This window comes from Xenorhabdus aichiensis (assembly GCF_028598775.1).
GTDB classification, from domain to species: domain Bacteria; phylum Pseudomonadota; class Gammaproteobacteria; order Enterobacterales; family Enterobacteriaceae; genus Xenorhabdus; species Xenorhabdus bovienii.
Map to the genome: position 1 here is coordinate 13,532 of NZ_JAQRFO010000018.1, position 12,894 is coordinate 26,425.

Annotated in this window: 12 protein-coding genes and 1 pseudogene; 5 read left to right on the forward strand and 8 right to left on the reverse strand. The window is 41.6% G+C overall.

The window, feature by feature from the left end; all coding sequences use genetic code 11:
* A complete protein-coding gene (locus PSI22_RS09905; RefSeq protein ID WP_273579599.1) occupies window positions 1-435 on the reverse strand; it encodes a DUF441 domain-containing protein in 435 nt (144 codons plus the stop codon).
* A 1,087-nt stretch (window positions 436-1,522) separates the two neighbouring features.
* Between PSI22_RS09905 and PSI22_RS09910 the strand changes: the two genes are divergently transcribed.
* Window positions 1,523-1,903 carry a hypothetical protein gene (locus PSI22_RS09910; RefSeq protein ID WP_273579600.1) on the forward strand — a complete coding sequence of 127 codons (381 nt, stop codon included), beginning with the start codon at window positions 1,523-1,525 and terminating at the stop codon, window positions 1,901-1,903.
* A 187-nt stretch (window positions 1,904-2,090) separates the two neighbouring features.
* Here PSI22_RS09910 and purC read toward each other — a convergent pair whose 3' ends face one another.
* The 3 genes from purC to dapA all read right to left on the reverse strand — a co-directional run bounded on the left by purC (window position 2,091) and on the right by dapA (window position 4,857).
* Window positions 2,091-2,804: a phosphoribosylaminoimidazolesuccinocarboxamide synthase gene (gene purC, locus PSI22_RS09915; protein WP_273579601.1), complete on the reverse strand. Its 714-nt coding sequence runs from the start codon at window positions 2,802-2,804 to the stop codon at window positions 2,091-2,093.
* Between the two features lie 90 nt (window positions 2,805-2,894).
* Complete coding sequence (gene bamC, locus PSI22_RS09920; RefSeq protein ID WP_273579602.1) at window positions 2,895-3,941, reverse strand: outer membrane protein assembly factor BamC; 1,047 nt, start codon at window positions 3,939-3,941, stop codon at window positions 2,895-2,897.
* A gap of 16 nt (window positions 3,942-3,957) precedes the next feature.
* Window positions 3,958-4,857 (reverse strand): 4-hydroxy-tetrahydrodipicolinate synthase, encoded by a 900-nt coding sequence (gene dapA / locus PSI22_RS09925; protein ID WP_273579603.1) that lies wholly within the window; start codon window positions 4,855-4,857, stop codon window positions 3,958-3,960.
* A 243-nt stretch (window positions 4,858-5,100) separates the two neighbouring features.
* Here dapA and PSI22_RS09930 point away from each other — a divergent pair, with 243 nt between their 5' ends.
* Window positions 5,101-5,658, forward strand: coding sequence for a glycine cleavage system transcriptional repressor (locus PSI22_RS09930; RefSeq protein ID WP_273579604.1), 558 nt, complete (start codon window positions 5,101-5,103; stop codon window positions 5,656-5,658).
* A 14-nt stretch (window positions 5,659-5,672) separates the two neighbouring features.
* The gene (gene bcp, locus PSI22_RS09935) at window positions 5,673-6,146 is read left to right on the forward strand and encodes a thioredoxin-dependent thiol peroxidase (RefSeq protein WP_273579605.1); all 474 of its coding nucleotides are present in this window, start codon (window positions 5,673-5,675) and stop codon (window positions 6,144-6,146) included.
* A gap of 83 nt (window positions 6,147-6,229) precedes the next feature.
* Here the strand turns inward: bcp and PSI22_RS09940 are convergent, their stop codons facing one another.
* Window positions 6,230-7,294, reverse strand: a complete 1,065-nt coding sequence (locus PSI22_RS09940) for an AI-2E family transporter (protein WP_273579606.1) — start codon at window positions 7,292-7,294, stop codon at window positions 6,230-6,232.
* 147 nt (window positions 7,295-7,441) lie between these two features.
* Between PSI22_RS09940 and bepA the strand changes: the two genes are divergently transcribed.
* Window positions 7,442-8,905 carry a beta-barrel assembly-enhancing protease gene (gene bepA, locus PSI22_RS09945; RefSeq protein ID WP_273579607.1) on the forward strand — a complete coding sequence of 488 codons (1,464 nt, stop codon included), beginning with the start codon at window positions 7,442-7,444 and terminating at the stop codon, window positions 8,903-8,905.
* 11 nt (window positions 8,906-8,916) lie between these two features.
* Window positions 8,917-9,273 (forward strand): arsenate reductase (glutaredoxin), encoded by a 357-nt coding sequence (arsC, locus tag PSI22_RS09950; RefSeq protein ID WP_273579608.1) that lies wholly within the window; start codon window positions 8,917-8,919, stop codon window positions 9,271-9,273.
* A 92-nt stretch (window positions 9,274-9,365) separates the two neighbouring features.
* Here the strand turns inward: arsC and hda are convergent, their stop codons facing one another.
* The 3 genes and pseudogenes from hda to upp all read right to left on the reverse strand — a co-directional run bounded on the left by hda (window position 9,366) and on the right by upp (window position 12,773).
* Window positions 9,366-10,073 (reverse strand): DnaA inactivator Hda, encoded by a 708-nt coding sequence (gene hda / locus PSI22_RS09955; protein WP_273579609.1) that lies wholly within the window; start codon window positions 10,071-10,073, stop codon window positions 9,366-9,368.
* A gap of 689 nt (window positions 10,074-10,762) precedes the next feature.
* A pseudogene (uraA, locus tag PSI22_RS09960) lies at window positions 10,763-12,081 on the reverse strand (uracil permease).
* Between the two features lie 65 nt (window positions 12,082-12,146).
* Window positions 12,147-12,773, reverse strand: coding sequence for a uracil phosphoribosyltransferase (gene upp, locus PSI22_RS09965; protein ID WP_038188686.1), 627 nt, complete (start codon window positions 12,771-12,773; stop codon window positions 12,147-12,149).
* Window positions 12,774-12,894: the final 121 nt, after the last annotated feature.

The window sequence follows — 12,894 nt, forward strand, 5'->3', positions numbered from 1 at the left end:
TTACCAATCATGACCCGCCGCAATCAGTGGACCGACGGGAACGCCCTTGAACAACGCTACGCCCAATACAGTACCGACCAATAACCCCGCCACTGTAGAAGGCTGACTCGACATCAAGGCAACACCACGACTTCCCAGCCACGATACGATAATACCGACAGCAATAGCGAGTAGCGATTTCCAATTCAGGAATGAACTGAATATGTCCTGCGCAGAAATTTTCCCACTTGCGATAGGTGCCATGACTCCGATGGTGAGAATCAGGATACCTATCGTCAAGCCATACTTTTCCACCCAAGGGAAAAACTGATTCAGTGGTGTAATACGGACTATCAGCAAAAACAACATGGCAAGCGTTACTGTCATGTTATGGCTGATAATGCCAAGGCCTGCCAGTACTAACAAAATAAGTAAAGTAGGGTCAATATAGTTCATGAATTTTTGTTCCCTGCAAAAAACTTTAACTGATGGTTTTTACACCGACCAATACACATCTAATACATAGCAGAATAATAACTTAAAATTTAATATCTTAATCATATTATTTGCATTCAATAAAATAATGCTAATTAATGACCGCATTAGTAGAAAAAATAGTCTGTAATAAAAAATACATAAGATTCCCCCTTCCCTATTATTTAACAATAACTGTAATTTATAGTTACATTTATTCATTTTATTATGAAAAAATTTATATTCTCAATCATATTCAATTTACTATTAACTAACTATACCTCTCAATGAGTGCCTGCAATGAATAAAAATCATACTTTGGATAATCAATCAACCAATTGACTATCCTAAACCTCTCTCCCGCTTATCTAATATTTATCATTTAAATCATATTATTATGAATGTTTGTTGTTTTGTTTACATCATAATTATTATTAATAATTGTTGATAATAACATTAAATAATTTATTGATAACGGAAATATTATAATGAGATGTATATGAAACAAAATGGTTGGAAACAACAAATAAAATACTTGTTTTAATATGTTCAAATTAATAAAAAATCATGTTTTTGATAGTCAATCAATCTATTAGCCACTCTGACTCCTTTTTATATTTAGCAAATAGATAACTCTATTTTTCTCATCAAGGCTACCCCGTTATTTTGATTAAGGAATATCTCTAATTATTAATTTAAATAATCATTTAATACATTAATCTAAATCACCATTGTGTAACGGTAATAGGATCCCTCTCCTGAATATCCAATACTTTCAGAAAGTACTTTAAGATAACCCTTTCCCATTAACCCGATGTTTACAGTCCTGATCATAGAATTGCTGGCATTTGGAATTATTGGTTTACATAATAACGGTTATCAATAATAATTAGTGACAATCAAATTAATTCACTTACCTAAGTGTCTGAAATATCATAGATTGTGATGATATATTTGTTGGTTCAGCATCAAGCTACATTAACCATACGAGACAAAAACACATTAAAACTTTTAACAGGGAAAATGCGGAAAGATTGTAAGGAAAGCCTTGCAAACGGGATGTATTTGTATGAAAGATATGAAAAAAACACTCTTCTCAATCATGTTCAGTGTGGCATTAACTGGTTGCACCACTCAATGGGTGCCGGTAGGAAGTCACTACACCCCTTTTAATGAAGCGAACGCAGAGTGCAATATAGAAGCACTCCAGCAGTTCCCTGTGAGAAACGAAGTTGCCCAACGGTCTTCAATCAAAACCGTAAAACATTACTGTCCTGCCTGTTGTAAATCTGACAAAGCTGATAAATCTGACAGAGACTGTTATTTCGATCAGAGTGTTCCTACGACCGAGAGTTATGTTATGGATGTTAACGAAAGTTCTAGAAATCACTTATATAACAGCTGCATGGAACGAAATGGTTGGGAAAAACAGACAAAATATCTGTTTTAATGTGCTGTAATAAATAAGAGTTATGATCCGGGTAGCCAATCTATTGGCTATCCTGCATACTACTTATTACCATCCCTCCTTTTGATAATGATTAAATAAATATCTTCCCTTTATCCCAAACAAAGATACCCCACGATTTTTATCGTAGGATATCTCTGGTTATCAGCTTAAGTAATCGTTTGCGTCACTAGTCCAAAATAACACCGATTCGACGTGCTACTTCCTCATACGCTTCAATCAAGCCACCAAGACTCTGGCGAAAACGGTCTTTATCCATTTTATCCAAGGTCTGTTGATCCCACAGTCGGCTACCGTCCGGCGAAAACTCATCCCCCAATACGACGTTGCCGTTGAATAAACCAAACTCTAATTTGAAATCCACCAGAATCAAACCGGCATCATTGAACAATTTGCTCAATACTTCGTTGGCTTTGTAACTCAGTCGTTTCATCTCAGCCAGATGCGCCTTGCTAACCCAGCCGAATGTTTCACAGTAGGATTCATTGACCATCGGATCATGCTTAGCATCATTTTTCAAAAACAGATCAAACAGGGGAGGATTCAATACCATTCCTTCTTCCACACCAAGGCGCTTCACAAGAGAACCCGCAGCACGGTTGCGGATAACACACTCAACCGGCACCATATCCAGTTTTTTCACCAGGCATTCGTTATCTGACAGCAGCCGTTCCATTTGCGTCGGAATACCCGCCTCTTCCAGTTTGTTCATAATGAAATGGTTGAATTTATTATTCACCATACCTTTGCGATCAAACTGTTCGATGCGTTCACCATCCAAGGCTGATGTATCATTACGGAATTCCAGCACAAGCAGGTCAGGATTATCAGTGGAATACACTGTTTTTGCCTTTCCACGATACAACTCAGCTTTTTTCTGCATCTTACACTCCAGAGATGTGACATCTTTAAACAAAAAATTAAACGAAAAAATTTCACCCAAAATATAAAGGGGCCTAGGCCCCTTTATGTATTACTTGTCTGTGGTTCTGCTGAATGCTGCCTTAAATACAGCCATCATTTGATCATTTTCAGCCTGAGTCAGCGGCTGGCCTTTCTCTTTGATAAATTGCAGGCTGCTTCGGTTATCCAAATCGCCCACCTGTAACTTGTAATTTCCTTCGCTGATGGAAGGAGCCTCGACGCCTAGTTCTTTCCAGCCTGAAGAACTCAGCTCTTTATAAGTCACCTCTATCATTCCCGTCGCACGCGAACGATCAGTGACACGCATGCCTATACTTTCCAGCGTATGCGGCAATCGGTTCCAAACCACAGTGTATGGCGCACGGACAATGATTTGTGGCAAAGCTGTATTATCACTGCCACTGTTTACTATTAACGCCCCTGTATTCTTCGTGCTGTTCAAACTTGCTAACTCCTGCTGCTGATTTAAACCATCAGACAGCTCGTTAAGCATGATTAAATCATAATCTTGGATTATTGCCGGATCAGAGACGACTTGCCCATCATGTTCCAAAGTTTCATTTGTAACAGACAGCGCAATTTGGGAACCTTGTGGAGACACTTCAATACGGTAGCGTCCACGATAAGGAATATTTTCATCTGCCCGCGGCCATGAGATCCAATCAGTGACCAGAGTTTGCTTGGTATCATCTTTTTCGCTAATTTGGTAATTCTTCTTCGCCAATAGACTAACCACTTGTGACCACAGGTTGCTGTGTTCTGGGGTATTTTCAATCAACAACTTACCGGCTCGCACATTATTTCCCATGTGTGAGCCCGCCAATAACTGCATCGCCTGTACTGGCGGACGAATATCAAGGGATTTACCCACCGCCCCTTTTTCGGGCGCTGATAAAATAGTATATTCACTATTTTGCGGCGGCAATATCATTCCTGCTGGAACGTTCAATGCTTTCAGCGGTGGCGTCTCAAGATAAGACTCATCCCCACTCACCTGGCGTTTATAGTGCTGATCTTTGGAACAGGCTGCCAGCAAAACGACTAATGACAGGCCAGCAACCTTCATGACCTTCGATTTTTGCAATAATGTTGCCATTAAAATTCCCTAATTTTTACAGTAATCCAGCCAATTTCAAGGCATTATTAACCGAAACTTGTCCTGCCTGCGTCAACGGAATCATTGGCAGGCGCAGCGTGTCATCGGCAATCAATCCCAGTTTACGACAGGCCCACTTGGCTGGCGTCGGGCTAGGTTCAACAAATAATTGATGATGCAATTCCATCAGTCGGTTGTTCAGGCTACGCGCCTTCACAAATTCACCCTTCTGAGCCAGTTCGTATATTTGTGCCATCTCCGCAGCCGCTACATTCGCCGTCACAGAAATAACCCCTTTTCCACCAAGCTGCACAAAATCGAGAAAACTTGCATCATCACCACTCAGCAAAATGAAATTTTCATCATTAACCAATTCTTGGATCTGACTGACACGACTTAAGTTCCCAGTCGCTTCCTTAATCGCAACAATATTTTCCAGTTTTGCCAGACGGGCAACAGTCGATGGCAGTAAATCACATGCGGTCCGAGAGGGTACATTATACAGAATTTGCGGTAAGTCAGTATTGTCAGCTATCGCTTTATAATGCTGATATAAACCTTCCTGTGATGGTCTATTATAATAAGGTGTCACAGACAGGCAACCAGCAATACCCGTATTTTCAAAACGACGAGTCAGCGAAATGGCTTCTGCCGTCGCATTTGCCCCTGTTCCGGCAATCACCGGAATACGGCCATCGGCCAATTCCAGTGTTGTCAGTACGACATCCACATGCTCATCTTGGCTGAGTGTTGCACATTCACCCGTTGTCCCAACAGAAACAATTGAAGATGTACCACTGGCGACATGATAATCAATTAATTTTTTCAAACTGGTTTTATCAATCTGACCGATTGAATTCATTGGCGTTACCATTGCAACCATACTGCCCGTAAAACCAGAGTTACCACTCACCATTGCCATTTCCCCTTAACTAAACCTTAAACTGCGGATGAGAAGTTCATGGTACTTTCTTGTCATACAGAAGAAAACTCTTTAAGCGCACGATTTCAATGAATTTTGTTAATATCAAGTGTAGTCGATTAAACAGAGATTATAATCGCACTTCCCTTCACAAATACGATTGACCTTCTCCTGATCATTTTTTATGTTTAATGACGACATATACAGCAAACATCTACCGTAGAAAGGAAAATCGCTTTGCCAAAATCAGAACAGCATTTTTTAGTGATCACCGCCCTTGGTGCAGATCGCCCCGGCATCGTCAATACCATTACCCGCCTTGCCAGTGCATGCGGCTGTAATATTGAAGACAGCCGTCTGGCAATGTTTGGCGAAGAGTTTACCTTTATCATGCTGCTATCCGGTAGCTGGAACGCCATTACTCTGATCGAATCCACTCTGCCACAGAAAGGGGCAGAACTCGAATTGCTTATTGTGATGAAACGGACTCGGTGCGGTGTCCAGACAAAATTTCCTTCGACAATTTCCGTCAGAGTGGATGTGGATGATTCACCGGGTATTGTTGAACGTTTTACCAATCTGTTCACGACCCAGAATTTCAATATTGCTGAACTGGCATCAAAAACCCATCCCGCTGAGGAAAATAGGCCAGCCCGTCTGCAAGTCCACATTACAGGCCATAATCCACTGGATGATAATGGCCTCATATTCAAAGAATCCTTTTATCGCCTATGTACAGAATTAAATGCACAAGGCAGTATTAGCGTACTGGATCATTTAAATAAAAACGATTAAACGGAGAATACGTGATGAGCCGATTGAAAGCTGGTGATAAAGCCCCCAAATTCAGTCTTCCTGACCAAGATGGCGAAACCGTTAGCGTATCTGACTTCAAAGGTCAGCGTGTTTTAGTTTATTTTTATCCCAAAGCGATGACGCCAGGCTGCACTGTTCAAGCTTGTGGCTTGCGTGACAAGATGAATGAACTGAAAGAAATCGGTGTTGAAGTGTTGGGTATCAGTACAGATACACCTGAAAAGTTATCCCGCTTTGCAGAAAAAGAGATGCTGAATTTCACACTTCTTTCTGATGTTGACCATCAAGTTGCCGAGCAATTTGGTGTTTGGGGAGTAAAACAGTTTATGGGAAAAACCTATGAGGGCATCCATCGCATTAGTTTCTTAGTTGACCCAAAAGGTGATATTGAACACGTTTTTGATAAATTCAAAACCAGTAACCATCACCAAATCGTACTGGACTACCTGAAACAACATTCATCATAATCCGGCATCGACCAATCCCCCTGTTTGACAGGGGGAATTTCGTTATCTGCGTTGACGTCGTGCCTGAAATGTCAGTGCAATTATTATTCTGATCCTACGATTTTTTCTTCAGGCCAAACACGAATAACCGCCTTGATCAAAGTTGCCAGTGGAATGGCAAAAAAGACGCCCCAGAACCCCCAGAATCCGCCAAAAATAATGACAGAAAGAATGATCACGAGTGGGTGTAAGTTCACCGCCTCTGAGAACAAGATAGGTACAAGGAGATTACCATCCAGCCCCTGCACAACCAGATAGGCAATAAACAGTGTCCAGAAATCAGCACCAAGCCCCCATTGAAACAGCGCCACAATAATGACAGGAATTGTGACAATCACCGTGCCGATATAAGGGATGAGTACAGACAAACCAACAAATACCGCAAGCAGCAGAGAATAACGTAATCCACAGAAAGCAAACACCGCATAAGTACAAATAGTCAGAATAACCATCTCCGTGACTTTTCCACGAATATAGTTGACGATCTGTTGATTCATTTCATGCCATAGTTTACCCGCTAAACCGTGATTACGTGGCAACACACTCTGTAATGCTGCAACCATCTGGCTTTTATCTTTCAGCAGGAAAAACACCATCAAAGGAACTAGGATCAGATAAATCGCGAGCGTCAGTAAACCAATCACGGACGCCACTGAAATCTTTAAAAAAGACTCACCGGCCAGAGGAAGCTTAGTACGCAGATTATCGGCAATCATTTCAATGATACCGGCATCGACCAAAGCAGGATAACGGGAGGTTAAAGTATGTGCATATTCATTAAAGCGATTGAACATATTGGGTAAGTCAGAAAACAGATTTAATCCCTGTTGCCAGACAGTGGGAGCGACGATCAGGATAACCAGCGCACTTATCCCCATAAAAATTGTCAATACAATGGTCACTGAAAGAGTTCGGCTACAACCCAGTTTTTCCAGTTTTACTGTAGGCCATTCCAGTAGATAAGCCAGCACAATTGCGGCAAGAACAGGAGCCAGGATGCCATTGAAAAAATAAATGACGCCAAACCCAACCAACAAAATTACCGATAGTGCAGCAACCTGCGGATCTGCGAAACGGCGATGATACCATCGCATGATCATATCCAGCATAAATACAACTCCTCGACAGCGAACACTCAATTATGATTTTTACTAAATTTATTACGATGGACTGGTTTTAAGTTATGATTTGCTATCATACACACATTCATAAGTTAATAACTCACTGGGACACATTGTTTTTACGAGAATCATTTTATGATAAAAACACCCAAGAAATCCCTGATAGTGACATTGATTAGCCTATTACTATTTGGAAATTCACCCGCTTTATCTGTAAGTTCCGAAAATTCACTACCCGATATCGGAACAAGTGCGGGGGCGACTCTCAGTATCAACCAAGAAATAGAAATGGGGGATTTTTTTATACGTCAGATACGTGCTGGAGCGCCGCTAATTGATGACCCCCTGCTAAAACAATACATTAATAAATTAGGCCATAAACTAGTTAATCATGCCGATTCAGTAAAAACGCCTTTTCAATTTTATCTGATCAATAACCCCGCTATTAACGCGTACGCTGTTTTCGGTGGTAACGTAGTGCTACATTCCGGTTTATTCCGCTATAGCCGCAATGAGAGTGAGTTGGCTTCTGTCATGGCTCATGAAATCTCCCATGTAACACAACGCCACTTGGCTCGTTTTATGGAAGATACGCAGCGCAAAGCGCCATTCGCATGGGCAGGAATATTAGGATCCATACTGTTGATGATGGCCAATCCACAGGCAGGAATGGCGACGCTCAGCGGCACACTGGGTGGTTTTCAGCAAGGGATTATCAGCTTTACCCAGTCAAATGAACAGGAAGCTGATCGCATTGGTATGCAGATTCTCAACAATTCAGGTTTTAACCCTCATGGTATGCCTGATTTCATGCAGATTCTGGTTGATCAGACGCGATATAGTTCCAAACCGCCAGAAATGTTATTAACCCATCCACTACCCGATAGCCGTTTATCCGATGCTCGCAACAGAGCGAATCAGTATCCGAAAAAAACCGTTCCAGAATCTCAAGATTTTCTGTTTGCCCGTGTTCGCATCCTGACAATCAGCGCTACAGATCAGCTCAATTACATTGAACAACTTCTGAATAATTATAGTCAGGGGACCGCTAAAGAACAGCTCGCCGCTTCTTATGGACGGGTTCTCCTTCTGTCTCAGGCTCAAAAGTATGCTGAAGCCAAAACAGTATTGTCTCCATTACTGGATAAGCAGCCTGATAACATCTGGTTTATCGATGCTATGACGGATATCGATATTGAACAAAAACAGTATGAGCAAGCGATTACCCGTTTACAGCATGCTCTCCAGAAACATCAAAATAACCCGGTACTACAAATCAATCTTGCCAATGCCTATATTCAGGCCAAACACTATCCGCAAGCATCACAACTGCTATTTCGCTATACCTTCAACAATCCTAATGATCCCACTGGCTGGTCACTAATGACAGAATTAGCCAAAAAACAGGGAAAACGTGATAAAGAGCTGGTTTCCTACGCTGAGACTATGGCATTGCAAGGCAAATTTGACATGGCTATAAACTATCTCAGCCAAGCCAGTGCCTTGGTAACATTAAATAGTGATGATCAGGCTCGCTATGATGCCCGTATTGATCAATTGCGCCAATTGCAACAACGTTATAGCCAATATGACAAATGAGGATTTTTTACATGCCACAGGTTATTTTTTATCATAACCCTCGCTGCTCAAAGAGCCGTGAAACACTCAAGCTGGTTGAAGATCTCGGTATTGCACCAGAAATCATTCACTATCTCGACACCCCACCAACGGTAGAGCAGCTTACCGTTTTACTGAAGCAACTGGGTTTCAAAGATGCCCGTCAGTTAATGCGAACCAAAGAAGAACTTTATAAGGATCTCAATCTTGGTGATGACACATTATCCCAAGCGGCATTACTCCAAGCGATGGCAAAACACCCTATATTGATAGAGCGTCCGATTGTTGTTGTCGGTGATAAAGCGCGTCTAGGTCGCCCACCAGAACAAGTTAAGGAGATTCTTGTCTAACACCTCACTTTCCAGAAAAATCATACAAACAAAAAAGTGATAGGGACATATTCACTATCACTTTTTTCCTGTTTCCTTCCTGGCTGGTTCGCTCAGAGATCAAGAATATCTTTCACAAATGGTATCGTCAGCTTGCGCTGCGCCACAATAGAAGCACGGTCAAGCTCATCTAACGTTCTAAACAGTGTTTGCATTTCCCTATCGAGTCGTTTCAACACAAAACGCCCTACATCTTCGGGTAATTCAAATCCCCGTAATTTCGCCCGCAATTGCAATGCCTGAATCTTTTCATCATCAGACAGTGGCTGCAATTTGTAAATTTGCCCCCAATCCAGACGAGAAGCCAGATCCGGTAATGTCAGATTAATTTGCCGTGGGGGACGATCCCCGGTGATCAATAAGCAGGTGCGACCAATCTCTACAATCCGGTTATAAAGATTGAAGATAGCCATTTCCCATTCTTGATCGCCTGCAATACATTCAATATTATCAATGCACACTAATGATAAATGTTCCATTCCATCAAGGACTTCAGGAACAAAATAGGCACGTTTATCCAGTGGTACATATCCCACCGCCTCTCCCCGTTGGGATAATTCGGCACAAGATGCATGAAGCAAATGACTCTTGCCCCCGCCATCGCGGGACCAAAAATAGATATAACTGCCGTGTGACTGGCTAATGGCCAGTTTTATTGCAGCTAATAAGGAAGTATTCTCACCTGCAAAGAAACTGGCAAATATTTCATCATCGGGCAAATATAGGGGCAATGAAAGCTGCGACGGTGTATTCAGAAGCACCTCAAACAGAATGGATAACGAACAGCGCTAAGTCTACCACAAAAAGTGACTATAAATGAAATAAATGCGCTGTTCAAAACAGGCATTGATTGTCAACGCCTACCTTTCCATGAAAGGTAAGGTTTACAATACAGTAGATAACAAAGTGTTGTTTTTCTAATTGGAATTAGAATTGACATCCAGATTAGTATCAAAGCCTATTTTTCCATCACAAAGCCGTCTTTATCAATTGTCCATAAAATGGCTGGCTCAGGATAAAGACTACTGACATATTTTATTATTATTCAAATAATTAGAGAATTATTATCTGGAGAGTGCTACTGCCACACGAGCTATTCAAAAACATTGATAGATTAATAAAACCAAGTGTCATCGTATGATATTCTTTATTAATAATTAACGCCATGATTTTAATAATTATAATTAGAGATAATCTAAACTAAAAATAATCAATAAATAGACATTAACGCTGATTAAAATTTATTTAGGAGATTAACGTATCAATTAAAATGACTCTATATAGTCTTCCTGATCTCTCAGCCGAAAATTAAAGAAAAAAACCAAGATATAGAGTGAATTAGTAAAAATAGCGTTAGGAAAAATATATTAAATAGTAGACTTTCATTATGAGTCAAAAAGAGAAGGGCTTGCTCTTTAAAACCCTTCCTTATAAATTGAATTAATCTTACTTATTCTACAGCTTCACGTTTTTTATCATTGTCAATCGATTCCACAGAAGAAGTAATATAAGGCTCCTCTGGGCGGATAACACTGATCAATTTGAAAATCAGGCTCAAACCAATACCTACTACAGTTGCCAGTGCCATACCTTTCAATTCTGCTGTACCAATCTGGATCTTCGCCCCACTGACACCAATAATCAAAATAATGGAGGTCAGGATCAGGTTCTGTGCCTTGCTATAATCGACTTTAGAATCAATCAATACCCGAATACCTGATGCGCCAATGACACCATACAGCAACAAGGAAACACCGCCCATAACCGGGACAGGAATGACCTGAATTGCCGCAGCCAGTTTGCCAACACAAGAAAGCAGAATGGCCAGTATCGCTGCTCCACCAATCACCCACGAACTGTACACTCGGGTAATCGCCATAACACCAATGTTTTCACCGTAAGTTGTATTGGGAGTCGAACCAAAAAAACCCGAAATCATGGTTGAAAAACCATTCGCAAACATCGAACGGTGCAGACCGGGATCTTTCAATAAATCCTTCTGCACAATATTAGCCGTGACGACCAGATGACCAGATGACCAACATGTTCCGCAATCACGACCAGCGCCGCAGGTAAAATAGTCATAATGGCAAACCATTCAAAACGCGGTGTATAGAACGTCGGTAATGCAAACCACGGTGCTTCAAGTACAGGTGTAAAATCCACTGCTCCCATAAAAAACGCCAGCGCATAACCTGCTAAAACACCAATCAAGATTGGAATAATCGCCATAAAGCCCCGGAACATCACCGAACCTAAAATCGTCACGGCTAACGTCACCATCGATATGGTCAGGTTAGCCGTATTGACTTCAGCCCCAGCGGCTGGACGCAAACCCGCCATATCTGCTGCAACCCCTGCCAACTCCAGACCAATGACAGCAACAATTGCCCCCATTGCCGCTGGCGGAAATATCACATTGATCCAGCCCCGCCCTGCAATTTTGACAATCAACGAAACCAGACAAAACAACAGTCCACAAACAATAAACCCACCCAGAGCCAGTTCATAGCCCAGAGGCAACAACAAAAGTACCGGCGAAATAAATGCAAAACTGGAGCCTAAATAAGCCGGAATTTTCCCTTTACAGATAAATAGATACAGCAATGTTCCAATACCATTGAACAGCAGAATGGTGGCAGGATTCACTTTAAATAAGATGGGAACCAAAACAGTTGCACCAAACATGGCAAACAAGTGCTGTAAACTCAAGGGAATGGTCTGTATCAGTGATGGCCTTTCGTCTACCCCAATAGTACGGCGGGTCATTATTTATATCCTCTATGTTACCTTGCTAGAAACCAAAAAAAGCCGGCTTTTCAGCCGGCTAAATGTTATTTAGTACCGAATATCTTATCGCCCGCATCCCCCAGGCCAGGAACAATATATCCATGCTCATTCAGACATTCGTCAATCGAGGCAGTATACAGTTCGACATCAGGATGGGCCTTCGCCAGTGCGGCAACCCCTTCTGGCGCAGCAACCAAAACCAATACCTTAATCACAGGGCATCCTGCCTTTTTCAGCAGATCAATCGTAGCAATCATAGAACCGCCGGTCGCCAGCATCGGATCAACAACCAAAGCCATGCGCTCACTAATATCAGAAACCAGTTTCTGAAAATAAGGTACAGGTTCGAACGTTTCTTCGTCACGATAAACACCGACAACACTGATCCGAGCACTTGGAATATTTTCCAATACGCCATCCATCATACCCAAACCGGCACGCAGGATAGGAACCACGGTAATTTTCTTCCCTTTAATCTGGTCTATCTCTACCGGACCACACCATCCTTCAATGGTCACTTTTTCTACTTCTAAATCAGCAGTTGCTTCATATGTCAGAAGACTACCCACTTCTGAGGCCAATTCACGAAAGCGCTTAGTGCTTATATCATGAGCTCGCATCAGGCCGAGTTTATGTTTAACTAATGGGTGTTGAACTTCAACGATCTTCATGAATTTCTCCTACTGTATATAGCCGGCAGATAAAAAAATCGCGGGATTATACCTCCTTTTCGACACCGAGCCACTATCAATCCATTGATTTTTATCAAGCATAAGCATTTTTCCTTTTATT

What these genes read in the sequence shown, in the direction of transcription:
- PSI22_RS09940 (WP_273579606.1), bottom strand. Translation starts at nt 7,294, where the DNA reads ATGCTGGATATGATCATGCGATGGTATCATCGCCGTTTCGCAGATCCG.
- PSI22_RS09905 (WP_273579599.1), bottom strand. Translation starts at nt 435, where the DNA reads ATGAACTATATTGACCCTACTTTACTTATTTTGTTAGTACTGGCAGGC.
- upp (WP_038188686.1), bottom strand. Translation starts at nt 12,773, where the DNA reads ATGAAGATCGTTGAAGTTCAACACCCATTAGTTAAACATAAACTCGGC.
- bepA (WP_273579607.1), top strand. Translation starts at nt 7,442, where the DNA reads ATGATAAAAACACCCAAGAAATCCCTGATAGTGACATTGATTAGCCTA.
- PSI22_RS09910 (WP_273579600.1), top strand. Translation starts at nt 1,523, where the DNA reads ATGAAAGATATGAAAAAAACACTCTTCTCAATCATGTTCAGTGTGGCA.
- purC (WP_273579601.1), bottom strand. Translation starts at nt 2,804, where the DNA reads ATGCAGAAAAAAGCTGAGTTGTATCGTGGAAAGGCAAAAACAGTGTAT.
- bcp (WP_273579605.1), top strand. Translation starts at nt 5,673, where the DNA reads ATGAGCCGATTGAAAGCTGGTGATAAAGCCCCCAAATTCAGTCTTCCT.
- dapA (WP_273579603.1), bottom strand. Translation starts at nt 4,857, where the DNA reads ATGGTGAGTGGTAACTCTGGTTTTACGGGCAGTATGGTTGCAATGGTA.
- arsC (WP_273579608.1), top strand. Translation starts at nt 8,917, where the DNA reads ATGCCACAGGTTATTTTTTATCATAACCCTCGCTGCTCAAAGAGCCGT.
- bamC (WP_273579602.1), bottom strand. Translation starts at nt 3,941, where the DNA reads ATGGCAACATTATTGCAAAAATCGAAGGTCATGAAGGTTGCTGGCCTG.